This window comes from Ramlibacter sp. G4-7 (assembly GCF_057784995.1).
The window spans coordinates 113,419-138,212 of record NZ_JBYNTT010000007.1; the positions used below are offsets into that span (position 1 = coordinate 113,419).

Genomic DNA, 24,794 nt, shown 5'->3' on the forward strand with positions numbered 1-24,794 from the left:
CCGCCGCGGCAGTGTCGCGGCTACAGTCGCTTGCACTCATGCACACGACCGCCGCCCGCGCCGACTCCCTTGCGTCCCACGCCTGGCCACGGCTGCTGCGGTGGTCCGTGCTGGTCTTCTTCCTCGGATGGGCGACCGGCTGCGCCAGCCTGCCGGCCAACACCAACCGCACCCACTCCACCTACTTCGCAAACCCCGAGCAGACCGCGCTGGGCCAGCTGTCGCAAGCGCGCCGGCCGGCGACGGTCACGCGCAGCGATTCCGCCTTCTACCTCCTGGACAGCGTCGACGCGGCGCTCGCCAGCCGTCTCGCCCTGGCCGACGCCGCACAGCGCTCGCTCGACCTGCAGTACTACGCGATCCATGCCGATGCCAGTTCGGAGGTGATCCTGCAGCGCCTGCGCGATGCCGCACGCCGCGGCGTGCGTGTTCGCGTCCTCATCGACGACTTCAACACGGTGGGCGAGGACGCGCAGGTGCTGCGCCTCGCCTTCGAGCCGAACGTGGAGATGCGCCTGTTCAACCCGCTGCCCGGTCCACGGGACAACATGCTGGGCCGCCTCTTCACGTCGCTCAACGACATGGAGCGCATGCAAAAGCGCATGCACAACAAGCTCTTCCTCGCCGACACCGCCTGGGGCATCACCGGCGGGCGCAACCTGGGCGACCGCTATTTCGGCGGCGGCGACAAGCAGAACTTCGTCGACCTCGACGTGCTCGCCACCGGCCGCGTGGTGCGCGACATGGCGGCGAGCTTCGACCGCTTCTGGAACGACCCGCTCGCCTACCCGGTGCAGACGCTGCTCGATCCGGAGGACCTCGAGGCGTTGCGCAAACCCGAACCCGCCGGACAGCCCGTTGCCGGCCAGGCACAGCCTGTCAAACCCGTCCTGCCCGTGACGGCGTCGCCCACCGTGCTGCCCTCCGTGAACCAGAGCGAGGCGCAGAAGGCCGACAAGCCCCCGATGGACTTGCGCACGATTCCGCTCGTCTGGGCGCCGTCCACCCTGCTCGTGGACCAGCCCGGCAAGGTAGGCCCCGGCGACGACGAGGTGAATGCGGGCGAGACGGTGGTCGACGGCCTCATGCAGCTGATGCGCGGCGCGCAGCGCGAGGTGGTGATCGTCTCGCCGTACTTCGTGCCGGGCCCGCGCATGATGGCCGTGTACGAGGAACTGCGGCGGCGCAACGTGCGCATCCGCGTGCTCACGAACTCGATGGCGTCCAACGATGCGCCCGCCGCCCATGCCGGTTATGCCCGCTATCGCGAGCGGCTGCTGAACATGGGCATCGAGGTGTACGAGATGCGTTCCGACCCGGAGACGGCTGCCGAGCTTCTCGGGGGCTCCGGCTCGGGCAAGGAGAAGAGCAAGGGAAGCGGCGGCTGGTTCGGCAGCGCCGCCGGCGGCTCCAAGGCCGCGACGCCGCACTCGCGCGCCAGCCTGCATTCCAAGGCGGTGTTCATCGACCAGCACCTGTCGGTGATCGGCTCCATGAACCTGGACCTGCGCTCGCAGCTGAAGAACAGCGAGGTCGGTCTGCTGGTGCGCAGTACGGCGCTGGCGCAGCAGGCGATCCGGCAGGTCGACAACACGCTCGCCACCGCCGCTTACCGGCTGGAGCGGCAGGACGGCAAGTTCTTCTGGCACGCGCCGCCGGGCGCCACCTTCGGCAACGAGACCAGCGAGCCGGGCGCGAGCACCAAACTGAAGCTCATGGTGAAGCTGATCGGCCCCTTCGCGCCGGACGAAATGCTCTGAGCCTCAGAGCTTGCGGGTGATCTCCACGTATTTCTTCCAGAACGCCGCATCCTGCGCCGTCGTGAAGTTGATGCGCATCAGCGTGCTCGGCTTGCGTTCGGCGTGGAAGAGCGCGCCTGGCGCGAGCAGATATCCCTCGTCCAGCATGCGCTGCGACAGCGCATCGGTGTCCACGCCGGTATCCACCCAGCCGAACAGGCCAGCCGGCTCCGCCGCGAACCGGCAGCCCGCGCCCAGCGCCAGCTTGACGCTGCGCGCACGCGCGAGGTCCAGCCGCGTCCGGATGCGTTCGCAGTGGCGCCGCAGCTGCCCTTGCTCGATGCACAAGGCGAGGGCCTTTTCCAGCAGGGCAGGCGTCGTCAGCGTGGCCAGCAGCTTGGTATCGAGCAGCTGCTCCACCAGCGCCGGTGGCGCCGCGAGGAAGCCGATGCGCCAGTTGGGCGCGAGGATCTTGGCGAAGCCGCCGACGTAGATCGTGCGGCGCAAGCCGTCCAGCGAGGACAGCCGCGTGGCGTGCGGCGGCGCGATGTGGCTGTAGGTGTCGTCCTCGACGATGTGGAAGTCGTGCTGGTTGGCCAGCTGCAGCAGGCGGTGGGCGCTGCCGGGCGACAGGCAGTAGCTGGTCGGGTTGTGGAAGACGCTCACGCTGACGTACAGCTTGGGCTTGTGCACCGCGCAGTACTTCGCCATCACGTCCAGGTCGGGCCCGTCGGCGCGCCGCGGCACCGGCAGCAGGTGCATGCCCAGCGCGGTGAGGCGGGCGAACTCCACCGCCCAGCCCGGCTCTTCCACCATCACGGGGTCGCCGGGGCGCAGCAGCGTGCGGCTGACGATGTCCAGCGCATGCGTCGCGCCCACCGTCGTGATGATGTGTTCCGGCGATGCCGGCACGTCCAGGCCGGCGAGCTTGGTCGCGAGCGCACGCCGCAGGCCCGAATCGCCCAGCGGCTCGCCGTACTGCAGCGAGAAGTCGTGCAGCATGCGCGTGCCCGTCACCTTGCGCACCGCCGCGGGCATGAAGGTGGTCTCCAGCCAGTCCGACGGGAACACGCCCATGCCAGGCTGCGGCTTGTTGCTGATCTTGTGGAACATGCCGCGGATCAGCGAGGTGGCATTCACGGGCGCCGGCCCGCGGCGCGCCACGATCCAGTGGGCGGCGTTCCAGTCCTGGGGAGACGATGGCGTCGGCTGGACCGCTTCCTCGGCCGCCGGCACCGTGGCCTCGCGCACGAAGAAGCCGCGGTTCTTGCGCGCCTCCACCAGCCCTTGCGCCAGCAGCTGGTCATACGCCGCGACCACGGTCGACGGGCTGACGCCGTGCTGCTCGGCGCACTGCCGCACGGAAGGCAGGCGCGCGCCGGGCGCCAGCAGGCGCGTGCGGATACGCTCCGAGAAGCGGCCGGCCAGCTGCTCGGTGAGTGACTGCGACGACGCCTTCATCAGCATGGGGATTCCTCGTGTACTGGCATGGCGGCCAATACACTTCCGCTGGTGAGCTGGGAAAGTGTATGGGCCGTGTATTGGTGCCGCAGATTACATTGAGCCGCATGTCCTTGCAATCCCACTGCCACCCGTGAGCGCGACCGAGATCACTGCCTTGCTCGTGTTCTGCACTGCGATGAGTTTCTCGCCGGGCCCGAACACCACCCTGTCGACGGCCCTGGCTGCCAACGGCGGGCTGCGGCGCGCCATGCGCTTCTGCATCGCCGTGCCCACCGGCTGGACGCTGCTGATGGCCGTCAGCGGCCTCGGACTGGGCGCCATGGTGCTGGGGGTGCCCGCGCTGCGCTGGGCGCTGAAGTTCGCGGGGATCGGCTACATGCTCTGGCTCGCCTGGCGTGTCGCACGCGCCGGCCAGATGGCGGAGGTGGACGCGCGCCGCCTGAACGTCACCTTCTGGCAAGGCGTGGGCCTGCAGTTCGTCAACATCAAGGCCTGGATGCTCGCGCTCACGCTCACCGCCGGCTGGGTCGTGAACGTCGGCGGCCAACCCGCACCCAACCCGGGCGAGCGGCTCGCGATCATCTGCGCGGTGATGCTGGTGTTCGCCTTCACCAGCAACTTCACCTACGCACTGGTGGGCTCGATGCTGCGCCAGTGGCTGGCGCACGGCCGCCGCCTGCTCTGGTTCAACCGTGCGCTGGCGCTGGTGCTTGCCGGCACGGCGGCGTGGATGGTGACGGTATGAACGCGGCGGAACGGCGCGGCCTCTGGCTCGGGTTCCTCGGTGTCGCGATCTTCGCGCTGACGCTGCCCATGACGCGGCTGGCGGTCGGCACGCCGCACTCGCCGCTGATGTCGGGCGTGTTCATCGCGCTGGGGCGCGCGGCCGTCGCCGCGGCGCTGTCGGCTGTTTTCCTGCTCGCCACCCGCGCACCCTTGCCGCGACGCGAGGACTGGTGGCCGCTGGTGCTCACGGCCGGCGGCGTCGTGTTCGGCTTTCCGCTCTTCACCTCGGTGGCCATGCGCCACGTCGAGGCCGTGCATGCGAGCGTGATCATCGGCGTGCTGCCGCTGGCGACCGCGCTGGTCGGCGCCCTGCTGCACCGCCAGCGCCCCTCCGCGGGCTTCTGGGCCTGCGCGCTGGCGGGCAGCAGCCTCGTCATCGCCTTCGCCCTGCTGCGATCCGGCCAGGGCCTGCGCCTGCACCTCGCCGACGGCCTGCTGCTCGTCGCGACGGCCTGCGCCGCGATCGGCTATGGCTACGGCGCGCGCCTATCGCAACGCATGCGCGCCGAGCACGTCATCTGCTGGGCGCTCGTCATCGCCTGCCCGCTGACGCTGCCCCTGTCGCTGTGGACGCGCCCGACCGTGCCGCTGCCGGCCAGCGCCTGGTGGGCCTTCGGCTACGTCTCGCTGTTCTCGATGTGGATCGGCTTCTTCGCCTGGTACCGCGGCCTCGCCCTGGGCGGCACGGTGCGCGTGAGCCAGGTCCAGCTGGTGCAGCCCTTCCTCAGCATGCTGTTCGCGGTGCCGCTGCTCGGCGAGCGGCTGGACGCCGTCACGCTCGGCTTCGCACTCGGCGTGATCGCCACCGTGTTCCTGGGCCGGCGCATGCCCGTGCGGCCCGCCGTCCGTCCCGCCTCTGCCCTGACCCCTGCCCTGGAGCCCCGATGAAGCCCCACGACCTGCCGTCCGCCTCGCAATGGATCCTGGCGCGCCGCGCCGAGCGCATGAACCCGTCCGTCCTGCGCGAGATCCTCAAGGTCACCGAACGGCCCGGCATCATCAGCTTCGCCGGCGGCCTGCCCTCCCCGCGCACCTTCCCGGTCGACGCCTTCGGCCAGGCCTGTGCCGAGGTGCTGCGCAGCGATGGCGCCGGCGCCCTGCAGTACGCGGCCAGCGAAGGCTACCGGCCGCTGCGCGAGCAGGTCGCGCGGATGCTGCCCTGGAAGGTCGACGCCGACCAGGTGCTGATCACCACCGGCTCGCAGCAAGGCCTGGACCTCGTCGCCAAGGTGCTGCTCGACGAAGGCAGCCGCGTGCTCGTCGAGACCCCGACCTACCTGGGCGCGCTGCAGGCCTTCGCGCCGATGGAGCCCGAACCCGTCGGCATCGCCAGCGACGCCGAAGGCATCGACGTGGCCGACCTGGCCCGCCAGCGCGACGGCGCCCGCTTCCTCTACGTGCTGCCCAACTTCCAGAACCCCACCGGCCGCACGATGAGCGAGCCGCGCCGGCTGGCGCTGGTGCAGACCGCCCGCGAGCTGGCCTTGCCGATCGTGGAGGACAACCCCTACGGCGAACTCTGGTTCGACGCGCCGCCGCCGGCCAGCCTCGCTTCGCGCCACCCGCAAGGCACGATCTACCTGGGCTCCTTCTCCAAGGTGCTGGCGCCTGGCCTGCGCCTGGGCTACGTGGTCGCGCCGGCGGCCGTCTTTCCCAAGCTGCTGCAGGCCAAGCAGGCCGCGGACCTGCACAGCCCCAGCTTCAACCAGCGCATGGTCGCCGAGGTGCTGCAGGATGGCTTCCTCGATCGGCACGTGCCCACCATCCGCGCGCTGTACAAGGCGCAGCGCGGCGCGATGCTGGCGGCGCTGGAGCGCGAGATGCGCGGCCTCGACGTGCAGTGGAACGCGCCCGAAGGCGGCATGTTCCTGTGGGCCCGCCTGCCCGCCGGTGTCGACGCCGTGCAGCTGCTGCCCGAGGCGGTGGAGCGCGGTGTCGCCTTCGTGCCGGGCGCGCCCTTCTACGCCGGCGCGCCAGACACGCGCACCCTGCGCCTGTCCTTCGTGACGGCCTCCGTGCAGCAGGTTGACACGGGCATCGCGGCGCTGGCCGCCACGATACGCGCAGCGCTCGGGAGGTCCTCGGCATGCTGAGGATCTGGGGCCGCATCTCCTCCATCAACGTGCGCAAGGTGGTGTTCACCGCGCAGGTCCTGGGGCTGCCGTTCGAGCGCATCGATGCCGGCGCCGCCTTCGGCATCACGAAGACGCCCGAGTACCTGGCGCGCAACCCGAACGCGCTGGTGCCGACACTGGAGGACGACGGCTTCGTGCTGTGGGAGTCCAACGTCATCGTGCGCTACCTGTGCGCGAAGCATCCCCAGGGCGGCCTCTATCCGCAGGACCTGCGCACCCGCTTCGATGCGGAACGCTGGATGGACTGGCAGCAGACCACGCTCAACCCCGCCGGCCGCGACGCCTTCATCCAGTGGATCCGCACGCCCGAGGACAAGCGCGATCCGCAGGCGATCGCCGCGTCGGTGGCGACCACCGAGCCCCTGCTTCGCGTGCTCGATGCGCATCTTGCGCAAAGCCCCTACATGGCCGGCGATCACCTCACCATGGCCGACCTCCCCATCGCCTGCGAGATGCACCGCTGGTGGGGCCTGCCGCTGGAGCATCCCGGCCACCCGCACCTGCGCCGCTGGTACGAAGGCCTGCGGCAATCGCCCGCCGCCCGCGGCGCCCTCGACGTTCCCCTGAGCTGACACCATGCGCCTGCGTCCCTTCCAGCAAGTCGACGTGTTCACCGAGCTGCCTTACCGCGGCAACCCGCTCGCCGTCGTCCTCGATGGCGAAGGGCTGTCCGACGCGCAGATGCAGCACTTCACCAACTGGACCAACCTGTCCGAAGCCACCTTCCTGCTGCCGCCGACGCAGCCCGGGGCCGACTACCGCGTGCGCATCTTCAGTCCCGGCCGCGAACTTCCCTTCGCCGGCCACCCGACGCTGGGCAGCTGCCATGCCTGGCTGCGGGCCGGTGGCAAGCCCCGGGGCGAGGTCGTCGTGCAGGAGTGCGGCGTGGGCCTCGTCAAGCTGCGCCGCGACGGGCAACGCCTCGCCTTCGCCGCGCCGCCGCTGCGCAAGAGCGGGCCGCTGCCCGAGGAGGACGTGGTGCTGATCGCGCGTGGCCTCGGCGTGGCGCGCGACGACATCGTCGGCCACGCATGGTGCGACAACGGCCCCAACTGGCGCGGCGTGCTGCTGAAGTCGGCCGATCAGGTGCTGGCATTGAAGCCGGACGCGGCCGTCCTCGCCGGGCTGGACATCGGCGTGGTGGGTCCGCGCGGCAAGGTCGGTGTCGTGGGTTCCCGCCCGGCGGGCGATGAAATCGCCTTCGAGGTGCGCGCCTTCTTTCCCGGCAACAACGGCATGGCGGAAGACCCGGTCACGGGCAGCCTGAACGCGGCGCTCGCGCAATGGCTGATCGGCGCAGGCATCGCCCCGCGCCGCTACGTGGCCAGCCAGGGGACGGCCTTGGGCCGCGCCGGCCGCGTGCACGTCGAACGGGACGACGGCGGCGAGACCTGGATCGGTGGCGCTTCGGTCACCTGCGTGCAAGGGCAAGTGAGGCTCTGAAATGAATGCGCGGGTCGACCACCTCGTCGTCGGGGCCGCGAACCTGGAACAGGGCGCGGCCTGGTGCGAAGCCACGCTGGGCGTGGTGCCCGGCCCCGGCGGCGAGCACGCGCTCATGGGAACGCACAACCGCCTGCTGCGCGTTGCCACCGTGGACTATCCGCGGGCCTACTTCGAGATCATCGCCGTGCAGCCCGGGCGCCATCCGCAGCGCGGGCGGCGCTGGTTCGACCTGGACGACGAGACGGTGCGCGACACGCTCGCGCGCCAGGGCCCGCGGCTGCTGCACTTCGTCGCCAGCGTTGCGGACGCCAGCGCCGCGGTCGCGGCCTGGCGCAAGCTGGGGCTGGAACGCGGCGAGCCGGTGGCCGCTTCGCGCATGACGGCGCGGGGGCTGCTGTCCTGGCAGATCACCCTGCGCGAAGACGGCCAGCGCCTGCTGCAAGGCGCCTTGCCCACGCTGATCGAGTGGGGCGACACGCATCCGGCGTCCGCCCTGCCGGAGTCGGGCGTGACCCTGCAAGCGCTCACCGCCTGCCACCCGCAGGCCGCCAGGCTGCGCACCGCTTACGAGGCCGTCGGCATGCAAGGCGTGGCCATCAAGCAAGGCGACGCCGGCCTGTGCGCCGTGTTCGACACCCCCCGGGGCCGGGTGAAGCTGGCCTCGCAAGGACTGTGACGATGACCCTGCATTCCCACGATGGCGCCGCGATGGACTTTCGCCGCGAGGAGGTCGAACAGGCCCGCACCACCGTGCATCGCTTCGTGCCGCCCACGCCGCAATACGCCTGGCCCTTGCTGCGCGAGCGCCTGCGCGGCACGGTCTGGGTGAAGCACGAGAACCACACGCCGGCCGGCGCCTTCAAGGTGCGCGGCGGCATGACCTACTTCGACGCCCTGGTGCGCCGCGAGCCGGCCGTGCGCGGCGTGATCTGCGCCACGCGCGGCAACCACGGCCAGTCGGTGGGCTGGGGCGCCCGCCGCTTCGGCCTGCAGGCGACCATCGTGGTGCCGCACGGCAACTCGGTGGAGAAGAACGCCGCGATGCGCGCGCTGGGCGTCACGCTGCTGGAGCACGGCGAGGACTTCCAGGCGGCGCGCGAGCATGCCATGGCGCTTGCCGCCGAGCGCGGGCTGCACATGGTGCCCTCCTTCCACCGCGACCTGGTGCTGGGCGTGATGAGCTACTGGGTGGAATTCTTCGAGAGCTTCCCGCCGGGCGAGGAGCCGGCGGTCGTCTACGTTCCCATCGGCCAGGGCTCGGGCTTCTGCGCCGCCGCGGCGGCACGCGCCTATACCGGACGCGGCAGCCGCCTGGTCGGCGTGGTCTCCGCCCATGCGACCACCTACCTGGAGTCGTTTCGCACCGGACGCGTCGTGGAGTCGCCGGTGGCCACGCAGCTGGCCGACGGCATGGCCTGCCGCATCGCCGACGCGGAAGCACTGGAGATCGTCCTGCGCGAAGCCGAGGACATCGTCGCCGTCGACGACGAGGAAGTGGCCGAAGCCATGCGCATCCTGTTCACGGACACGCACAACGTGGCCGAAGGCGCGGGCGCGGCCGGACTTGCCGCCGCGATCCGCGACCGGGCGCGTGCCGGCGGCCGCAGCGTGGGCTTCGCGCTCACCGGCGGCAACGTCGACAGCGAGGTGTTCGCCCGGGTACTCGGCGGCGCGTGGGCGCGCTGAAGTCGCCGCTGGGACGCCCGCGCGCGTCCCGCTTTGCCAGAATGCCCGCATGGGTACCCTCTATCTCGTCCGCCACGGTCAGGCCTCCTTCGGCGCCGACGACTACGACCAGCTGAGCGAGCTCGGCCAGCGCCAGAGCGTGCGCCTGGGCGAGTACTTCGCCGAACGCGGCGTGCGCTTCGACGGCCTGATCGCAGGGACGCTGCGCCGCCACAAGCAGACCCTGGAAGGCATCCTGCAAGGCATGGACCACGCGGGCGAGCACCTGTCCTGGGAGGGGCTGAACGAATACGACAGCGAGGCGGTGATCGCCACCGTGCACCCGCACAAGCTGCAGAAGCCGACCTCCCCGGAGATGGTGCGCCACCACTTCCGGCTGCTGCGCGACGGCCTGGCGCGCTGGATGGCCGGCACGGCCAGCCCCGCGGGCATGCCCAGCTATGTCGACTTCGTCGCCGGCGTGGCGGGCGCACTCGACCACGTGCGCGCCAACCACTACGGGCAGAACGTGCTGGTGGTCACCAGCGGCGGCCCGATCTCCACCGCCGTCGCACACGTCCTCGGCGCCAGGCCCGAGGCGACGATCGACCTGAACATGCGCATCCGCAACACCGCGGTCACCGAATTCGTCTTCACGCCGAAACGCCACATGCTGGTGTGCTTCAACGCCATCCCGCACCTGGATGGGCCGGCCTGGCGGGACTGGGTCACCTACACCTGAAGGCCGGGCGCCGGCTCGCCGAACCGGATGCGCCAGCCCCGGCGTTCGCCCGCGAGCGGAACGTTGGGCTCGAAGCGGGCTCCGTGCAGCGCCGCGACCTTCTCCACCACGCGGTGCCCCAGGCCCAGGCGCAGGGGCTGCATGCCCGGCGATGCACCGACGTCCCGCTGGTCCTGGTGCCGCTGGCCATCGTCGCTGACCTGCACCCAGTGCTGCGACGGGTCCAGCTCCACCTCCACCCGGGTGCCGCGCGGCGTGTGCGCCAGCGCGTTCTGCACCAGGTTGCGCAGTGCGAGCTCCAGCAGGACGGGGTGCCCGGAAAGCGGAAAGGGTCCGGGGCTGGACAGCCCCAGCTCGCGGCCGCCGGCGTGCGCGTCCGGCGCAAAGTCCGCGACGACGTGGCGGGCGACTTCATCGAGGTCCACGGACTCGGCGGACTCGTCCAGTTCCGCGCGGCTCGCGCGCGCCAGCGCCAGCAGGTGCGCCAGCACATCGCCCGCCCGCAGCGCGCCCGCACTCAGCTGCGCGAGTGCGGCGTGCTGCGCCGGGCCGGGCGGCGCCTCCTGCACGGCGCGCGCCTGCAGCGCGATCGAGGCCAGCGGCGTGCGCAGTTCGTGCGCGAACTCGTTGGCCAGGGCGCGCTCGCGCGTCAGCGCGCCGTGGTAACGCTCGACCAGGCGGTTGATCGCGTCCACCGTGGCGGCCAACTCCCGGAAGCGCACCTTCGCCTCGATCTTCTGCGCCGCGTGGGTGTCCAGGGCGTGGACTTGCGCGGCCAGCTCGCGCATGGGCCGCAGCCCGCGGTGGATGGCCAGTCCGAGCAGCAGCGCCACCACGGGCAGCAGCCACAGCCCCGGCTGGGTCACCTGGCCGGCGATGTCGGCCGCCAGCTCCTCGCGTTCCGCGATCGACAGCATCACGGTCAGCTTGAAGGCGTGCTGCGCGTCCCAGCGGGAGAAGGTGCGCCAGCCCTGCGGCGGATCGCCCAGTTGCAAGGTGGCAAAGCCCTCGCCCGCGTCGAAGGGCGGGGCCGGCGCATCGCCGGTATGGGAGAGCAGGCGTCCCTTCGCGTCCCACACCAGCACCGTCAGCGAGCGCTGGTAGTCGTGCGTGCGCAGGTCCTTGCCGTTCGGGTTCGGGCCGGGCCGCACCGGCGGGTTCCCCTCCGGCTCCAGGCCCTCGGGGGCGAGCGGCAACAGCAGCGAGCTGACGCTGGCCAGGTGCCCGTCGGTCAGTTCGTCGGCCTCGTGCTCGCCGGTCATGTGGGCGAACACGATGAAGGTCGCCCACACGACCGTGAGCGCGCCGAGCGCCCAGGCGAGCAGGTGGCGCGACAGGGTCGGCTGCCCGAACCCTCTCACGCCGTCGGCTCCGCGGGAACGTAGTAGCCGACACCGCGCACGGTGCGCACCACGCCTTCGCCCAGCTTGCGCCGCAAGCGGTGCACGTGCACTTCGATCGCATTGCTTTCGAGCGCGCTTTCGAAGTTGTAGAGCTTGCCCTCGATCTGCGCGCGCGACAGCACGCGCGGGCGCGACTCCATCAGCGCGAGCAACACCGAGAACTCGCGGGCCGAAAGCTCCACCGGCTCGCCCGCCCGGAGCACCGTGCGCGCCGCGGGGTCGATCTCCAGCTCGCCATAGCGCAGCGTGGTCTGGGCCCGCCCCGCCAGCCGGCGCGTGAGAGCGCGGATGCGGGCGGCGAGTTCGTCGGGGTCGAACGGCTTGGTGATGTAGTCGTCGGCGCCCAGGTCCAGGCCCTCGATGCGGGAGGCGACCTGGTCGCGGGCCGTCATGATCAACACGGGCGTGGCCGGATCGGGCAGCCGCCCGGCGGGCGCGCGCCGCAAGCGCCGCAGCAAGTCGGTGCCGTCGCCGTCCTGCAGCCCCAGGTCCAGCAGGACCACGTCATAGGACTCGGACAGCAGGGCACGCCACGCCGGCGCCAGGCCCGGCGTGCAGTCCACCGCGTGGCCGGCGCGACCCAGGTGGGCCGCCAGGCCGTCCGCGATGCCCCGGTCGTCCTCCACCACCAGCACGCGCATGGGGCCGATTGTGCCGTTAAGGACGACTTAAGGCGCCCCCCGCAACATCCGCGCCCATGACAACGAGAACGTCGGAGGGGCTGGCCGCGGCCAGTGGGATCACGCTTGCGCTCGCTGGCCTGGCGCTCGCCTGGGATGCGAGCGGCCTGGACCTGGCGCTCGCCCGGCTGGCCGGCGGTGCCGGCGGCTTTCCCTGGCGTGACAGCTGGCTGCTCGCGGTCGCGTTCCACGAAGGCGGCCGCCTCCTGGCCTGGGCCCTGGCCCTGGCCCTGTGCCTCGCGGTGTGGTGGCCCCTGGGTCCGCTGGCCGGCATCGGCCAGCGCGAACGCCTGCAGCTCGCCCTGTCCTGCCTCTTCGGCGCTCTTGCGGTGGCCGTGCTCAAGAGTGGCAGCCTGACCAGCTGCCCCTGGGACCTGGCGGAATTCGGCGGGTTCGCACGCTACGTGTCGCACTGGTACCCGGCCACCGACGGCGGCAGCGGGCATTGCTTTCCCGCCGGCCACGCGGCATCCGGCTTCACCTTCGTCGGCGGTTTCTTCGCGTTCCGTGTCTCGCACCCCGCCCTCGCCCGCCGCTGGCTGGCCGGCGCGCTCTGCGCCGGACTGCTGCTGGGCCTGGTCCAGCAGTGGCGCGGCGCGCATTTCATGAGCCATACTCTCTGGTCCGCCTTCGTGTGCTGGGCCGTTGCCTGCCTGCTGCAGGTCGCATGGCCGCGCACCTGGAATGTAGAAGGAGCTTGAGAACGTGAGTGACCGGGAGCGGCGGGGCGTTCCGCCCGCCGCCGTCGTGGGCGCCGCCAGCGTCTGGATGGGCACCGTGGGCAACGCCGCCCTGTGGCGCGAACTGCAGGCGCTCGGCCTGGTCGACGCGCGTGGCGGCTGGCTGCTCGTGCTCACCCTCGCCGGCATGGTGGCGGCGGCGCTGTTCGCCCTCCTGAGCCTCGCGAACTGGCGGCCGCTGCTCAAGCCAATGGTCACCCTGCTGCTGTTCGTCTCCGCCGGCGGTGCGTACTACATGTGGACCTTCCACATCGTCATCGACAGCACGATGGCGACCAACACGCTGCAGACGGACTGGCGCGAGGTGCGGGGCCTGCTGACGTGGCCGCTGGCGACGGTCATGCTGCTCGGGGCCGCCTTGCCGGCATGGATCCTGTGGCGTGCGCCGCTGGCGCACCGGCCCTGGAAGCAGCAGGCGTGGCGCAATGTGCTGGGCACCTTCGCGGGGCTGGCCGCGGTGGTCGTCTTCGTCCTGCTGAGCTTCCAGCCGCTCGCGTCGACCATGCGCAACCACAAGCAACTGCGCTACCTGATCAACCCGCTCAACAGCGTGTGGGCCTTCGGCCAGACCGCGGTCGGGGACCGCCGCATCCAGGGCCCGCTGCTTCCCACCGGCCGCGACGCCAGGCTGCTTCCTTCGGCGGGAAAGCCCAGGCTGCTGGTGCTGGTGCTGGGGGAGACGGGCCGCAGCGGCAATTTCGGCATCAACGGCTATCCCCGCGACACCACGCCGGAACTCGCGCGCGCGGGCGTCGCGAGCTTCCGCAACGCGTGGGCTTGCGGCACCAACACGGCGGCTTCGGTGCCCTGCATGTTCTCGCCGCTCGGTCGCGAGGGCTTCCTCGCGCGCGACCGCGACAGCGAGAACCTGATGGACGTCCTGCAACACGCTGGCCTGGCGGTCCTGTGGATCGACAACCAGGCGGGCGGCTGCAAGGGGGTGTGCGACCGGGTGCCGAACGTGAACACCTCCGGCCTGAACGACCCCAAGCTCTGTGCAGGCGGCGAATGCCGGGACGAAATCCTGCTCTCCGGCCTCGACGAGCGCCTCGCGGCCTTGCCGGCGCAACGGCGCCAGAAGGGCGTGGTCCTGGTCATGCACCAGATGGGTAGCCACGGCCCGGCCTACGCCGAACGCACGCCGCCCGCCTTCAAGCGTTTCCTGCCCGAGTGCACCAGCAGCCACCTGCCGGACTGCGACCCGGCGGCGCTGCGCAATGCCTACGACAACACGATCGCGTACACCGACCACGTGCTGGGTTCGACGATCGGCTGGCTGCGCCAACGCGCCGACTACGACACCGCCTTGTTGTACGTGGCGGACCACGGCGAGTCCCTGGGCGAGAACAACCTGTACCTGCACGGGCTGCCCTACGCCCTGGCCCCCGACGTGCAGAAGCACGTCCCGTGGATCACGTGGCTGTCTCCCGGCTTCGAGCGAGCCAGCGGCATCGCCACCACCTGCCTGCGCGCAGCGGCGCAGACGCGCATCACGCACGATGCCTTGTTCCACTCGGTGCTGGGACTGATGCAGGTCGCCACGTCGGCCTACCGCCGTCCCCTCGATCCGTACGCCGACTGCGCACCTTCCTGAGGGCAGCGCGCGGCCCGGATAAACTGCCCGCATGGACAGCAGCCCGGGAGACGCAGAACCAGCCACCTGGTGGGTCGCGTGCCTGTGCGCCGCCTGGTGCGGCGTGTGCCGCGAATGGCTGCCGCAGTTCACCGCGCAGGCGCGCGCGCATCCGGCCATGCGCTTCGCCTGGGTCGACGTCGAGGACGAGGACGAGACGATGGGCGAAGTCGACATCGAGACCTTCCCCACCCTGCTGGTCGCTCGCGGCGACGAGGTGATGTACCTCGCACCCATCCCGCCCCTGGGCACCCAGTTCACCCGGCTGCTGGCGCGCCTGCGCGCTCAACCGGCCCCCGATCCGGGGGTTCCGGCCGAAGCCAACGCGCTCCTCGCGCGGCTGCGCACCGAGGTCCTGCCGCGCACCGTGCTCTGACGAGGCAGGAAAGCTCCTACAAGCGGCTCCATGGACGCCTGACGAGCGGAGTGCGCACTTGCAAGCTCAATCACAGCATGGCTGGCGCAGACCGGTCATGCAGTTCCAACATTCAGTTTGCAAGGAGATCCTCATCATGGCTTCCAATAATCAGGGCAACCAGGGCGGCAAATCCAACCGCGGCTTCGCTTCCATGGACCCGCAGCGTCAACGGGAAATTGCCAGCGAAGGTGGTCGCGCAGCCCACGAAAAGGGCACGGCGCACGAGTTCACGTCCGAAGAGGCGCGTGAAGCCGGCCGCAAGGGCGGCATGGCACGCAGCGCCAACCGCCGCAACGCCGTGAACCAGTCCAGCGGCAGCGGCAGCTCGCACGCGGGCGGCGGCAACAGCGGCGGTTCGCACGGCGGCAGCGGCAGTTCGCAGTAAGGCGTGGCAGCCCCACGGATGGCCCGCAACGGCCATCCTGTCCAGCTCCAAGGCCGCGCAAAGCGGCCTTGTTTTCAGGCGGCGGCCGGGCTCAGTCTTCGCCGAGCTGCCACTCGCCGATCAGTCGCACGCGCGCGTCCAGGTCCTCGGGGAGGTCCTGGCCGGGCGCGACCGCGGGTTGCGGCAGGTCCCGCACCGGCTCCTCGCGCCGCGCTTCGATCGGCGGCGACGCTGGCTTGATGGCGGAGGAGAAGCGCATGGGTGGACCTGCCTTGCAGTGTAGGCAGGGCGCATGACAGCGGCGTGACCCGTTCGGGGGAGCGCGACTTGCTGCGCGCCCTTGTGGCCGCGCGCCAACTCTCCCGCCCGCAGGCGGACGCTGCCGCCGACAGGCGGCACGGGCGCTCAGTGCTGCGACCGGGACTGGGTCTGGGATTGCGACTGCTGGCTGCCAGTCTCCGACCGGTCCGGTTCCGCCGGCGTGGAGATGTCGCCCAGCGACATGGCCACGTCCACCTCGTCCTCCGGGTTCTTGGCGGCGATGTCGCCCAGCGACACGATGCCCACCAGGCGGTCGTTGCCGTCCACCACCGGCAGGCGGCGGATCTGCGCTTCGGCCATCTCGGCCAGCACCTTGTCCACGTCGTCGCCTTCGTGGGCACAACGCACGTGGCCGCTCATCACGTCGGCCAGCTTCATGTTGCGCAGTTCGCCTTGCACCGCCACCCCGCGCACGACGATGTCGCGGTCCGTGACCATGCCCACGAGCTTCTCGCCCTCGCACACGGGGATCACGCCCACGTTGAGTTCGTCCATGCAGCGCGCCGCATCGACCACCGAGTCGTCCGGGCCCAGGGTGCGCACGTCGCGCGTCATGACATCAGCCACCGTCGTCATTGCCAGCTCCTTGAAGGGATCCCCCGAATCTAGCGACGCGCCGGGAGCGCGCTGTCGGCCCCTTCGCAAGCTGGTGTAGGACGCGCTAGCTGCGCCTGACCAGCGTGGCCAGCGGCAGCAGCGCAATCTCCTGCAGCAGCAGCGCGAGCTGGCGGGCTGCCGCGTCGAGCACGGCCTGCCCTTTCTCCACCGTCGCCGCGGCGGCATCGCCGGCGGCGCCCTGCCCGTTGTAGTCCTGCATGGCCCATCCGAGCTTGGCGCTGCGGCCGTTGCCCAGGACCGCGTACTGCGCAGCCCGCTCGCGCGAGCTGGACGGGAAATCGCGCGCCTGCGCCATGCGCACCCGGCCGGCCGCGAGCGCCAGCATCAGCGAGGTCTCCATGTCGCCGCCGTGCACGCCAAAGCGATGTTCGTCCGGGGGGAACAGGCCGTTCACCGCGTCGCCCAGCGGCAGGTTCCACCAGCTGGCGCTGTACACGATCAGGTCGTGCCGCATGCGCAGCTCGCGCGCCACGATGTCCATCACGCTCACCTGGCCGCCGTGGGCGTTGAACAGCAGCAGCTTGCGCACGCCGGCACGGGCCACGCAAGCGCCCAGCGCCACCCAGGTCGCTATCACCGTCTCGATCGGCAGGGTGAGCGTGCCGGGGAAGTCGGCGTGCTCGGGGCTGTAGCCGACCTGCTGGGTCGGCAGCACCAGCACCCGCGATTGCTCGGGCAGGTGCGGCAACGCGCGCTGCACGATGCCGTCGACCAGGCACTGGTCCACGGCCAGCGGCAAGTGCGGGCCGTGCTGCTCGGTGGCGCCCAGCGGCAGGACGGCCACCGTGGTCGCCGGGTCCAGGCCGGCGAAATCGGTGGTGGCGAGGTCGGCCCAGTAGCGGGAGGGAAGTGCCATGGGGGGAGTTTACGGTGGGGTCCGGCGCTGCGCCGCCTCACCACCACCCCACGACGGGCCGCCCTAGCGGCCCTGGTGGGCGAAGCGAACCCTACCGCATCACGCGAGCGCGTGCTGTGCCGCCCGCACGATGCTGCCCGAATCCACGCCGAAGAACCCGCGCAGCGCCGCGCGCGTGTCGCTGCGGCCGAAGCCGTCGGTGCCCAGGGTGGTGTAGCCGCGCCCCGGCGCAACGAAGCGCCGGATCGCTTCCGGCACCATGCACACGTAGTCGCTGGCGGCGACGAGGGGCCCGCGCGTGCCGGCCAGCAGTTCCGAGGCGTAGGCGCCGTCCCGCGCGAGTTCGCTCCAGCTGGTGATACTCAGGACCTCGCTGGTGATGCCTTCCTGCGCGAGCTGCTGCGCCGCGCGCACCACCTCGGTGAGGATGGCCCCGGATCCGAGCAGCGTCACCCGCGGCTCGCCCTGGCCGTAACGCCCGAGCCGGTAGCCCCCGCGGATCACGCCCTCCCGCGCCTGCGGCGGCAGGTCGGGCATCGCGTAGTTCTCGTTCATGAGCGTGACGTAGTAGAAGACGTCGCGCTGGTCCACCAGCATCTCGCGCATGCCGCGGTCGACGATCACCGCCAGCTCGCCGGCGAAGGCGGGGTCGTAGGCCTTGCAGTTGGGGATGGTGGCGGCGACCAGGTGGCTGCTGCCGTCCTGGTGCTGCAGGCCTTCGCCGCCCAGCGTGGTGCGGCCCGATGTCGCCCCCAGCAGGAAGCCGCGCGCGCGCTGGTCGGCCGCGGCCCAGATCGCGTCGCCCACGCGCTGGAAGCCGAACATGGAGTAGTAGATGTAGAACGGCAGCATGGCGACGCCATGCACGCTGTAGCTGGTGGCCGCGGCCGTCCAGCTCGCGATGGCGCCGGCCTCGCTGATGCCCTCCTCCAGGATCTGGCCGTCCAGCGCCTCGCGGTACGAGAGCACCGAGCCGATGTCCTCGGGCTCGTAGCTCTGGCCCGCACTGGAATAGATGCCCACCTGCTTGAACAGGTTGGCCATGCCGAAGGTGCGCGCCTCGTCGGCCACGATCGGCACGATGCGCGGCCCCAGGCGCAGGTCCTTCAGGAGCCCGCCCAGCATGCGCACGAAGGCCATGGTGGTGGACATCTCCTTGCCGTCGGCCTGCAGCGCGAACTGCGCGTACGACGCCGCCTCGGGCACAGGCACCACCTCGCAGGCGGTCTCGCGCCGGGGCAGGTAGCCGCCCAGCGCGGTGCGCCTGGCGTGCAGGTAGCGCATCTCGGGGCTGTCCTCGGCCGGCTTGTGGAAGGCGAGCGTGCGGGCCTGCTCGTCGGACACCGGCAGGTTGAAGCGGTTGCGGAATTCCAGCAGCGCCGCGTCGTCCAGCTTCTTCTGGCTGTGCGTGGTCATGCGGCCCTGGCCGGCCGTGCCCATGCCGTAGCCCTTCTTGGTGTGGGCGAGGATCACCGTCGGTTGCCCGCGGTGCTTCGCGGCCGCGTCATAGGCCGCATGGATCTTCACCAGGTCGTGCCCGCCTCGTTTCAGCCGGTCGATCTGTTCGTCGGTCATGCCCTGCGCCAGGCGCTTGAGTTCGTCGTCCTGGCCGAAGAAGTGCTCGCGGTTGAAGCGCCCGTCCTTGGCGGCGAAGGTCTGCATCTGGCCGTCGACCGTATGCGCGAAGGCCCGCACCAGCGCGCCGCTCGTGTCGCGCGCGAACAGGCCGTCCCAGTCGCTGCCCCACAGCAGCTTGATCACGTTCCAGCCGGCCCCGCGGAACAGCTTCTCCAGCTCGTCAACGATGCGGCCGTTGCCGCGGACCGGGCCGTCCAGGCGCTGCAGGTTGCAGTTCACCACCCACACCAGGTTGTCCAGCTTCTCGCGCGACGCCAGCGTGAGCGCGCTCATGCTCTCGGGCTCGTCCATCTCGCCGTCGCCGAACACGCCCCACACCTTGCGCCCTTCGCAGTCCACCAGCTGCCGGTGCGTGAGGTAGCGCATGAAGCGCGCGTGGTAGATCGAGCTGATGGGGCCGATGCCCATGGAGCCGGTCGGGAACTGCCAGAAGTCCGGCATCAGCCAGGGATGCGGATAACTGGAGAGGCCGCGCGCGCCATCGCCCGGGGCCGTGATCTCCTGGCGGTAGTGGGCGAGGTCGTCCTCGGTGAGGCGCCCCTCGAGGAAGGCGCGCGCATACACGCCGGGCGCGCTGTGCGGCTGGAAGAACACGAGGTCACCGCCTTGCGCCTGGTTCCGGGCCCGGAAGAAGTGGTTGAAGCCCACCTCGAACAGGTCGGCGGCGCTCGCATAGCTGGCGATGTGCCCGCCCAGCTCGCCGTACGCGGTGTTCGCGCGCACCACCATGGCCAACGCATTCCAGCGCATGAGGGACGCGAGCTTCTCCTCGATCGCCAGGTCGCCCGGGAACACCGGCTGCTTGTCCACCGGCACCGTGTTCACGTACGGCGTGACCAGTTCGGGCGACCAGGCGACGCCGGGGTGGCGGGCCAGCACGGCGAGCTGGTCGAGGATGAAACGCGCCCGCGCAGCCCCCTGCGTCGCAACGAGGGATTGGAAGGCGTCGCGCCATTCCGCCGTCTCGATCGGGTCGGCGTCTCCGGTTTCGTCCGCCAGGTAACGGGTGATGCTGTCATCGGCCATGCCGGCACTCTAGGCCGCGAGAGGCCGCATGGGCTACCGAAAACGTCCGCGAACCGCCGAGCAGCAGCATAAAATGCCGCGATCATGCTTCTGGACGCCATCGACCTACGCATCCTGGCCGAGCTGCAGCAGGACGGCGCACTCAGCAACGTGGAGCTCGCGCGCCGCGTGCACCTGTCGCCGTCGCCCTGCCTGGCCCGGGTCAAGGCGCTCGAGCAGGCCGGCGTGATCGAGCGCTACGTGGCGCTGGCCAGCGCCAAGCTGCTGGGCCTGGGCCTGAACGTCTTCATCAGCATCAGCCTGAAGACGCAGTCCAAGCAGTCCCTGGCCGAGTTCGAGCAGCGCATCGCGGAACACGAGCAGGTGATGGAGTGCTATCTCATGACCGGCGACAGCGACTACCTCATCCGCGTGGCGGTTCCGGATATCGCGGCCCTGGAGCGCTTCATCCTGGAGCAGCTGACGCCGATTCCCGGCATCGAGAAGATCCGGTCGAGCTTCGCGCTCAAGCAGGTCCGCTACAAGACGGCTCTCCCGCTGCCCGTGCGGCCCTGACCGACACCTGTAGTACCTGGCGCCTAACCGGCGCGCGCGGGACTGACCGGCGCGTAGCCGTGCGCGACCATTCAGACGCGGCTTGCTCCGAATCACAAGCCCCGCCCGCGCAGCGACCATGTCTTCATGGAAACGCTGCACACGATCACTGACTGGGCCTGGCGCGAGAGCTGGAACCGCGCCTTCTGGCCTTCGCTGGCGCTCATGGTCGTCGCGTCGCTGGACCAGTGCACCCGCGGCCCGTCCCTCACGGCGATGGCGCTGACCTACTTCTGCAGCTGAGGCGCCACGCGCCACACCACGCCGCCGACGTCGTCCGCCACCAGCAGCGCACCGGAGCGATCCAGCGCCACGCCCACGGGACGGCCCCAGGCCTTGCCTTCCGGGCTCACGAATCCCGTGAGCACCTCCCGCGGCGGTCCGGCCGGTTTCCCTTCCGCGAAGGGAACGAACACCACCTTGTAACCACTGCGCGGCTTGCGATTCCAGGAGCCGTGCTCGCCCACGTACGCGCCGCCGTCCGAGAACGCGAGCCCCAGGGGCGCCACGTGGTTGCCCAGGGCGAAGTCCGGCGCGATGGCCTTGGCCACCATGTCGGGCCGGGGCGGCTGCACGCGCGCATCCACGTTCGCCCCCCAGTAACTCCAGGGCCAGCCATAGAAAGCGCCCTCGCGCACGGAGCTGAGGTAGTCCGGCACCAGGTCGCTGCCAAGTTCGTCGCGCTCGTTCACCACGGCCCAGAGCTGCCGGCTGCGCGGCTCGAAGGCGAGGCCGACCGGATTGCGCAGGCCGCCGGCATACAGGCGCTTGGCACCGGTCGCCACGTCCACTTCCCAGACGGCCGCCCGGCCTTCCTCCACTTCCATGCCGCGCTCGGCGACGTTGCTGTTCGAGCCGACGGAGACATACAGCTTGCGGCCATCGGGGCTCGCCGCCAGGCCCTTGGTCCAGTGGTGATTGGTGCCGGCGGGCAGGTCGGTGACCTTTTCGGGCGTGCCCGCCAGCTGCGTCTGCCCCGGGCTGAAGGCAAAGCGCACCAGCGCATCGGCGTTGGCGACGTACAGGTACGGCCCCACGAGCGCCATGCCGAAAGGTGAGTGCAGGCCCTCACGCAGCACGGTGCGCTGTTCCGCGGCGCCGTCGCCGTCGGCGTCGCGCAGCAGCACGATGCGGTCCGGGCTGGGCACGCCGGCGCCGGCCCGTTTCATCACCAGCTTCATCGCCCAGGCCTTCAGGCCCTTTTCCTCCTGCCCGGGCGGCGGGGCGGGCGCGTTCGATTCGGCGACGAGCACGTCCCCGTTGGGCAGCACCAGCAGCCAGCGGGGGTGCTCCAGGCCGCGGGCAAAGGGGGTGACCGCGGCGCCATTGGCGGCGACCGGCTTGCCGTCCGCCGGCCAGCCTTCCGCGGGCGCGATGTGCACCGTGGGCAGGAGGCTGTGCGAGGGCGCGGGCAACTGCGGCTGCGGGCCCCAGGCGGCGGATTCCGGCAGCTTGGACATGTCGCCGCAGCCAACCAGCAGCGCCACCACCACCAGGGACAGGGAACGGGCTCGTACCATCTGCCCAGTGTGCATCTTCCCCGCGCCGGCGTGTTCCGTGCGAAAGCGGGACAATGCGCCCATGACGCAAGAGCTGTTCCGCCAGGACGCCTACCTCCGCGAGACACCGGCCGCCGTCGTCGCCGTGGACGAGCAGGGCGTGGTCCTGGATCGCACCGTGTTCTATCCGCTGGGCGGCGGCCAGGCCGGCGACAGCGGCGTGCTGGTGCTGGCGGACGGCAGTGCGCTGGAGGTCGTCGATACCCGCAAGCTCAAGGACGCCGAAGGTCGGCCCACGGCCCGGATCGCCCACGTGCCCGCTCCTGGCCAGGACGCCTTGCTCGCGCGCCTGCGCGCCGGCGACCCGGTCGTCGCCCGCATCGCCTGGGACCGCCGGCACAAGCTGATGCGCTTCCACACGACCACGCACCTCCTGTGCCACCTGGTGCCGCAGCTGGTGAACGGCTGCTCCATCACGCCCGAGTACGCGCGGCTGGACTTCAACATGACGGACCCGCTGGACAAGGACGCGCTCACGGAAGGCATCCGCAGTCTCGTCGCGGCCGCGCACGGCGTCGCGGTCGCCTCCATCAGCGAGGAGGAGCTGGACGCCAACCCGGCCCTCGTCAAGAGCATGTCCGTGCAGCCGCCCCGGGGCACGGGACGCGTGCGCACCATCCGCATCGGCGCGGGCGACACCGCCATCGATTACCAGCCCTGCGGCGGCACCCACGTGGCCAACACCGCCGAGATCGGCGGCGTGGTCGTGACCAAGATCGAGAAGAAGAGCGCCACCACCCGACGGGTGGTGCTCGGCTTCGCCTGAGCCGCCGGAACTTGGACCGCCCGGCCCGCTCCCATGATCCGATGAGCTTCGCTCGCCTGATCGCCGCCTGCCTCGCCTTCGCGGCGCCCCTGCTGTCGCTGGCGCAGCCCGCCGCCGGCCCCACGGTCGCCACGCCGCAGGTGCGTGCCGAGTTGCTCGCGCACGCGCCCGATGGGGTGCAGGCCGGCAAGAAGGTGTGGGTGGGCCTGCAACTGACCCACCAGCCCGAGTGGCACACCTACTGGCGCAATCCCGGCGACTCGGGCCTGCCCACCGAACTCACGTGGACGCTGCCGGCCGGCGTCGTCGCCGGCGACATCGCCTGGCCGACGCCCAGGCGCATCCCGATCGGCACGCTGGTCAACTACGGCTACGAAGGCACGGTGCTGCTGCCCGTGCCGCTGACGGTGCTGCCGGACTTCAAGCCCTCGCCCTTCGCCAACGAACTGCCGGTCAAGCTCAAGGCGACCTGGCTGGTGTGCAAGAAGGAATGCATCCCCGAGGAAGGCGAGTTCCTGCTCAAGCTGCCCCTGCGCAGCACCACGGCGCTGAACGCGCCGGCCTTCGATGCGGCCCTGGCCGCCCAGCCCCGGCCCGTGCTGCCGGACACGCACATCCTGCCCGCGAGCACGGCGCGCATCGAAGGCGATGCCCTGGCGCTGATCGTGCAGGGCCTGCCCGTGGCGCTGCGCGGCAAGACGCTGGATTTCTTTCCGGAACTCGGGGAGGTGATCGACAACGGCGCGCGCTGGACGCAGTCCTGGAACGGCGCGGCCTGGACCGCGCGCGTCCCGCTCTCGCCCCAGCGCAGCGCCAGTCCCGGCGTGTTCCCGGTGGTGCTCGCCGCCGACGGGCAGGGCTGGCGTTCGGAACTGCAGGTGGCGGGCACCTGGCCGGCGACGGCGCCGCCGGCCACCGTCTCGCCGGCGCTGGAGCAGGCGCTGCGCGAGAACGCCGCGCGGCCCACGGCGCCTGCCATCGGCCTGGCCACCGCCCTGCTCTTCGCGCTGGTCGGCGGCCTCATCCTCAACCTCATGCCTTGCGTGTTCCCGGTGCTCGCGATCAAGGTCGTGGGCTTCACGCGCCACGCCGATGACACGCGGCGCCACCGCGCCAGCGCACTCGCCTACACCGCCGGCGTGGTCGTTTCCTTCCTCGCCCTCGGTGGCGTGATGCTGGCCCTGCGCGCCGCCGGCGAGCAGCTCGGCTGGGGCTTCCAGCTGCAGTCGCCGGCCGTGGTGGCCAGCCTGGCCGCACTGTTCACGCTGGTGGCGCTCAACTTCGCCGGCGTGTTCGAGTTCGGCTCGATGCTCCCGAGCAGCGTGGCGAGCCTGCAGGCCAGGCACCCGGTGCTGGACGCCTTCCTCACGGGCGTGCTCGCCGTGGCCGTCGCCTCGCCGTGCACGGCGCCGTTCATGGGCGCCTCGCTCGGGCTGGCGATCAGCCTGCCCGCGGTGCAGGCGCTGGCCATCTTCGCGGTGCTCGGCGTGGGGCTGGCGCTGCCTTACCTGGCCGCCGGCTGGGTGCCGGCCGTCGCGCGTCGGCTGCCGCGTCCCGGCGCCTGGATGGAGACCTTCCGGCGCCTGATGGCCTTCCCCATGTTCGCCGCCGTCGCATGGCTGGTGTGGGTGCTGGGCCAGCAGAGCGGCATCGACGGCGCCGGCGCGCTGCTTGCGCTGCTGGTCGCGCTGAGCATGTTCGTCTGGGCGCTGACGCTGCGCGGGCGCACGCGTCTCGCCCTCGGCGCGCTGGCGCTGGCCGCGCTGTTCGGCGTCGCCTGGTCCGCCGGCGGCTCCATCACCCGCCCCGCGCCGGCCGGCACCCTGGCCTCGGCGGACGCGCGCTGGCAAGCGTGGTCCGCCGACCGCGTGCAGCAGCTGGTTGCCGGGGGACGGCCGGTGTTCGTCGACTTCACGGCCGCCTGGTGCGTGACCTGCCAGTACAACAAGAAGACCACCTTGTCGCATCCCGCCGTGCTGGCCGCGTTCGACGCGGGCCGCTTCGCGCTGCTGCGCGCCGACTGGACCCGCCGCGATCCCGCCATCACCGCGGCGATCACGCAGCTGGGACGCAGCGGCGTTCCCGTGTACGTGGTGTACCGGCCCGGGCGCGCCCCGGTCGTGCTCTCCGAAGTGCTCGGAGTGGACGAAGTGCGCGCCGCGCTGTCCGATCTCTAGGAG

Annotated in this window: 25 protein-coding genes; 17 read left to right on the forward strand and 8 right to left on the reverse strand. The window is 71.1% G+C overall.

Annotated elements, in window-relative coordinates:
- Positions 1 to 38: 38 nt before the first annotated feature.
- Entirely contained in the window at positions 39 to 1,760 is a 1,722-nt protein-coding gene (locus AC3EGR_RS11535; RefSeq protein ID WP_488546614.1) for a phospholipase D-like domain-containing protein, read from the forward strand.
- A 3-nt stretch (positions 1,761 to 1,763) separates the two neighbouring features.
- Here AC3EGR_RS11535 and AC3EGR_RS11540 read toward each other — a convergent pair whose 3' ends face one another.
- Positions 1,764 to 3,206, reverse strand: a complete 1,443-nt coding sequence (locus AC3EGR_RS11540) for an aminotransferase-like domain-containing protein (RefSeq protein ID WP_488546615.1) — start codon at positions 3,204 to 3,206, stop codon at positions 1,764 to 1,766.
- 127 nt (positions 3,207 to 3,333) lie between these two features.
- Here AC3EGR_RS11540 and AC3EGR_RS11545 point away from each other — a divergent pair, with 127 nt between their 5' ends.
- Genes AC3EGR_RS11545 through AC3EGR_RS11580 form a run of 8 tightly spaced genes read left to right on the forward strand, consistent with a single transcriptional unit; the run spans position 3,334 to position 9,977 of the window.
- On the forward strand, positions 3,334 to 3,948 hold the full coding sequence (locus tag AC3EGR_RS11545) for a LysE family translocator (RefSeq protein ID WP_488546616.1): 615 nt from the start codon (positions 3,334 to 3,336) through the stop codon (positions 3,946 to 3,948).
- On the forward strand, positions 3,945 to 4,877 hold the full coding sequence (locus AC3EGR_RS11550; protein ID WP_488546617.1) for a DMT family transporter: 933 nt from the start codon (positions 3,945 to 3,947) through the stop codon (positions 4,875 to 4,877). Before AC3EGR_RS11545 ends, AC3EGR_RS11550 begins: the two co-directional genes overlap by 4 nt.
- Positions 4,874 to 6,082, forward strand: coding sequence for an aminotransferase-like domain-containing protein (locus AC3EGR_RS11555; protein ID WP_488546618.1), 1,209 nt, complete (start codon positions 4,874 to 4,876; stop codon positions 6,080 to 6,082). The genes AC3EGR_RS11550 and AC3EGR_RS11555 overlap by 4 nt, the downstream gene beginning before the upstream one ends.
- Positions 6,076 to 6,696 (forward strand): glutathione S-transferase family protein, encoded by a 621-nt coding sequence (locus AC3EGR_RS11560; protein ID WP_488546619.1) that lies wholly within the window; start codon positions 6,076 to 6,078, stop codon positions 6,694 to 6,696. The genes AC3EGR_RS11555 and AC3EGR_RS11560 overlap by 7 nt, the downstream gene beginning before the upstream one ends.
- A gap of 4 nt (positions 6,697 to 6,700) precedes the next feature.
- Complete coding sequence (locus tag AC3EGR_RS11565; RefSeq protein ID WP_488546620.1) at positions 6,701 to 7,567, forward strand: PhzF family phenazine biosynthesis protein; 867 nt, start codon at positions 6,701 to 6,703, stop codon at positions 7,565 to 7,567.
- A gap of 1 nt (position 7,568) precedes the next feature.
- Positions 7,569 to 8,246: a VOC family protein gene (locus tag AC3EGR_RS11570; protein ID WP_488546621.1), complete on the forward strand. Its 678-nt coding sequence runs from the start codon at positions 7,569 to 7,571 to the stop codon at positions 8,244 to 8,246.
- Positions 8,247 to 8,278: 32 nt separating this feature from the next.
- Entirely contained in the window at positions 8,279 to 9,256 is a 978-nt protein-coding gene (locus tag AC3EGR_RS11575) for a threonine dehydratase (protein WP_488546766.1), read from the forward strand.
- A 49-nt stretch (positions 9,257 to 9,305) separates the two neighbouring features.
- Positions 9,306 to 9,977, forward strand: coding sequence for a histidine phosphatase family protein (locus tag AC3EGR_RS11580; RefSeq protein ID WP_488546622.1), 672 nt, complete (start codon positions 9,306 to 9,308; stop codon positions 9,975 to 9,977).
- Here AC3EGR_RS11580 and AC3EGR_RS11585 read toward each other — a convergent pair.
- Together AC3EGR_RS11585 and AC3EGR_RS11590 are read right to left on the reverse strand one after the other, a co-directional pair.
- On the reverse strand, positions 9,968 to 11,338 hold the full coding sequence (locus AC3EGR_RS11585; protein WP_488546623.1) for an ATP-binding protein: 1,371 nt from the start codon (positions 11,336 to 11,338) through the stop codon (positions 9,968 to 9,970). The two genes, AC3EGR_RS11580 and AC3EGR_RS11585, sit on opposite strands and share 10 nt — an antisense overlap.
- Entirely contained in the window at positions 11,335 to 12,021 is a 687-nt protein-coding gene (locus AC3EGR_RS11590; protein ID WP_488546624.1) for a response regulator transcription factor, read from the reverse strand. Before AC3EGR_RS11590 ends, AC3EGR_RS11585 begins: the two co-directional genes overlap by 4 nt.
- A 56-nt stretch (positions 12,022 to 12,077) precedes the next feature.
- On the opposite strand from AC3EGR_RS11590, the gene AC3EGR_RS11595 reads away from it, so the two are divergent.
- The 4 genes from AC3EGR_RS11595 (at position 12,078) to AC3EGR_RS11610 (ending at position 15,236) form a co-directional block, all read left to right on the forward strand.
- Positions 12,078 to 12,761, forward strand: coding sequence for a phosphatase PAP2 family protein (locus AC3EGR_RS11595; protein WP_488546625.1), 684 nt, complete (start codon positions 12,078 to 12,080; stop codon positions 12,759 to 12,761).
- A gap of 4 nt (positions 12,762 to 12,765) precedes the next feature.
- Positions 12,766 to 14,394 carry a phosphoethanolamine transferase gene (locus tag AC3EGR_RS11600; RefSeq protein WP_488546626.1) on the forward strand — a complete coding sequence of 543 codons (1,629 nt, stop codon included), beginning with the start codon at positions 12,766 to 12,768 and terminating at the stop codon, positions 14,392 to 14,394.
- Between the two features lie 31 nt (positions 14,395 to 14,425).
- Positions 14,426 to 14,809 carry a thioredoxin family protein gene (locus AC3EGR_RS11605; RefSeq protein ID WP_488546627.1) on the forward strand — a complete coding sequence of 128 codons (384 nt, stop codon included), beginning with the start codon at positions 14,426 to 14,428 and terminating at the stop codon, positions 14,807 to 14,809.
- Between the two features lie 136 nt (positions 14,810 to 14,945).
- Complete coding sequence (locus AC3EGR_RS11610) at positions 14,946 to 15,236, forward strand: KGG domain-containing protein (RefSeq protein ID WP_488546628.1); 291 nt, start codon at positions 14,946 to 14,948, stop codon at positions 15,234 to 15,236.
- 91 nt (positions 15,237 to 15,327) lie between these two features.
- Here the strand turns inward: AC3EGR_RS11610 and AC3EGR_RS11615 are convergent, their stop codons facing one another.
- The 4 genes from AC3EGR_RS11615 to mdeB all read right to left on the reverse strand — a co-directional run bounded on the left by AC3EGR_RS11615 (position 15,328) and on the right by mdeB (position 19,695).
- The gene (locus AC3EGR_RS11615; RefSeq protein WP_488546629.1) at positions 15,328 to 15,495 is read right to left on the reverse strand and encodes a hypothetical protein; all 168 of its coding nucleotides are present in this window, start codon (positions 15,493 to 15,495) and stop codon (positions 15,328 to 15,330) included.
- A 146-nt stretch (positions 15,496 to 15,641) separates the two neighbouring features.
- Complete coding sequence (locus AC3EGR_RS11620; RefSeq protein ID WP_488546630.1) at positions 15,642 to 16,133, reverse strand: CBS domain-containing protein; 492 nt, start codon at positions 16,131 to 16,133, stop codon at positions 15,642 to 15,644.
- A gap of 85 nt (positions 16,134 to 16,218) precedes the next feature.
- Entirely contained in the window at positions 16,219 to 17,031 is an 813-nt protein-coding gene (locus AC3EGR_RS11625) for a creatininase family protein (protein WP_488546631.1), read from the reverse strand.
- Between the two features lie 99 nt (positions 17,032 to 17,130).
- Positions 17,131 to 19,695 (reverse strand): alpha-ketoglutarate dehydrogenase, encoded by a 2,565-nt coding sequence (gene mdeB / locus AC3EGR_RS11630; protein WP_488546632.1) that lies wholly within the window; start codon positions 19,693 to 19,695, stop codon positions 17,131 to 17,133.
- An 84-nt stretch (positions 19,696 to 19,779) separates the two neighbouring features.
- On the opposite strand from mdeB, the gene AC3EGR_RS11635 reads away from it, so the two are divergent.
- Positions 19,780 to 20,250, forward strand: coding sequence for an Lrp/AsnC family transcriptional regulator (locus AC3EGR_RS11635; protein WP_488546633.1), 471 nt, complete (start codon positions 19,780 to 19,782; stop codon positions 20,248 to 20,250).
- A gap of 126 nt (positions 20,251 to 20,376) precedes the next feature.
- Positions 20,377 to 20,532: a hypothetical protein gene (locus AC3EGR_RS11640; protein WP_488546634.1), complete on the forward strand. Its 156-nt coding sequence runs from the start codon at positions 20,377 to 20,379 to the stop codon at positions 20,530 to 20,532.
- Here the strand turns inward: AC3EGR_RS11640 and AC3EGR_RS11645 are convergent.
- Positions 20,517 to 21,809, reverse strand: coding sequence for a PQQ-dependent sugar dehydrogenase (locus AC3EGR_RS11645; protein ID WP_488546635.1), 1,293 nt, complete (start codon positions 21,807 to 21,809; stop codon positions 20,517 to 20,519). The genes AC3EGR_RS11640 and AC3EGR_RS11645 overlap by 16 nt on opposite strands.
- 61 nt (positions 21,810 to 21,870) lie before the next feature.
- Between AC3EGR_RS11645 and AC3EGR_RS11650 the strand changes: the two genes are divergently transcribed.
- Entirely contained in the window at positions 21,871 to 22,614 is a 744-nt protein-coding gene (locus tag AC3EGR_RS11650) for an alanyl-tRNA editing protein (RefSeq protein ID WP_488546636.1), read from the forward strand.
- A 41-nt stretch (positions 22,615 to 22,655) separates the two neighbouring features.
- Entirely contained in the window at positions 22,656 to 24,791 is a 2,136-nt protein-coding gene (locus tag AC3EGR_RS11655; protein WP_488546637.1) for a protein-disulfide reductase DsbD family protein, read from the forward strand.
- The last annotated feature ends 3 nt before the right edge of the window (positions 24,792 to 24,794 follow it).

Excerpts from the sequence above, each read along its gene's own strand:
- AC3EGR_RS11535 (WP_488546614.1), top strand. The coding sequence starts at position 39 with ATGCACACGACCGCCGCCCGCGCCGACTCCCTTGCGTCCCACGCCTGG.
- AC3EGR_RS11540 (WP_488546615.1), bottom strand. The coding sequence starts at position 3,206 with ATGCTGATGAAGGCGTCGTCGCAGTCACTCACCGAGCAGCTGGCCGGC.
- AC3EGR_RS11550 (WP_488546617.1), top strand. The coding sequence starts at position 3,945 with ATGAACGCGGCGGAACGGCGCGGCCTCTGGCTCGGGTTCCTCGGTGTC.
- AC3EGR_RS11555 (WP_488546618.1), top strand. The coding sequence starts at position 4,874 with ATGAAGCCCCACGACCTGCCGTCCGCCTCGCAATGGATCCTGGCGCGC.
- AC3EGR_RS11560 (WP_488546619.1), top strand. The coding sequence starts at position 6,076 with ATGCTGAGGATCTGGGGCCGCATCTCCTCCATCAACGTGCGCAAGGTG.
- AC3EGR_RS11565 (WP_488546620.1), top strand. The coding sequence starts at position 6,701 with ATGCGCCTGCGTCCCTTCCAGCAAGTCGACGTGTTCACCGAGCTGCCT.
- AC3EGR_RS11570 (WP_488546621.1), top strand. The coding sequence starts at position 7,569 with ATGAATGCGCGGGTCGACCACCTCGTCGTCGGGGCCGCGAACCTGGAA.
- AC3EGR_RS11575 (WP_488546766.1), top strand. The coding sequence starts at position 8,279 with ATGGACTTTCGCCGCGAGGAGGTCGAACAGGCCCGCACCACCGTGCAT.
- AC3EGR_RS11580 (WP_488546622.1), top strand. The coding sequence starts at position 9,306 with ATGGGTACCCTCTATCTCGTCCGCCACGGTCAGGCCTCCTTCGGCGCC.
- AC3EGR_RS11590 (WP_488546624.1), bottom strand. The coding sequence starts at position 12,021 with ATGCGCGTGCTGGTGGTGGAGGACGACCGGGGCATCGCGGACGGCCTG.
- AC3EGR_RS11595 (WP_488546625.1), top strand. The coding sequence starts at position 12,078 with ATGACAACGAGAACGTCGGAGGGGCTGGCCGCGGCCAGTGGGATCACG.
- AC3EGR_RS11605 (WP_488546627.1), top strand. The coding sequence starts at position 14,426 with ATGGACAGCAGCCCGGGAGACGCAGAACCAGCCACCTGGTGGGTCGCG.
- AC3EGR_RS11610 (WP_488546628.1), top strand. The coding sequence starts at position 14,946 with ATGGCTTCCAATAATCAGGGCAACCAGGGCGGCAAATCCAACCGCGGC.
- AC3EGR_RS11615 (WP_488546629.1), bottom strand. The coding sequence starts at position 15,495 with ATGCGCTTCTCCTCCGCCATCAAGCCAGCGTCGCCGCCGATCGAAGCG.
- AC3EGR_RS11620 (WP_488546630.1), bottom strand. The coding sequence starts at position 16,133 with ATGACGACGGTGGCTGATGTCATGACGCGCGACGTGCGCACCCTGGGC.
- AC3EGR_RS11625 (WP_488546631.1), bottom strand. The coding sequence starts at position 17,031 with ATGGCACTTCCCTCCCGCTACTGGGCCGACCTCGCCACCACCGATTTC.
- mdeB (WP_488546632.1), bottom strand. The coding sequence starts at position 19,695 with ATGGCCGATGACAGCATCACCCGTTACCTGGCGGACGAAACCGGAGAC.
- AC3EGR_RS11635 (WP_488546633.1), top strand. The coding sequence starts at position 19,780 with ATGCTTCTGGACGCCATCGACCTACGCATCCTGGCCGAGCTGCAGCAG.
- AC3EGR_RS11640 (WP_488546634.1), top strand. The coding sequence starts at position 20,377 with ATGGAAACGCTGCACACGATCACTGACTGGGCCTGGCGCGAGAGCTGG.
- AC3EGR_RS11645 (WP_488546635.1), bottom strand. The coding sequence starts at position 21,809 with ATGGTACGAGCCCGTTCCCTGTCCCTGGTGGTGGTGGCGCTGCTGGTT.
- AC3EGR_RS11650 (WP_488546636.1), top strand. The coding sequence starts at position 21,871 with ATGACGCAAGAGCTGTTCCGCCAGGACGCCTACCTCCGCGAGACACCG.
- AC3EGR_RS11655 (WP_488546637.1), top strand. The coding sequence starts at position 22,656 with ATGAGCTTCGCTCGCCTGATCGCCGCCTGCCTCGCCTTCGCGGCGCCC.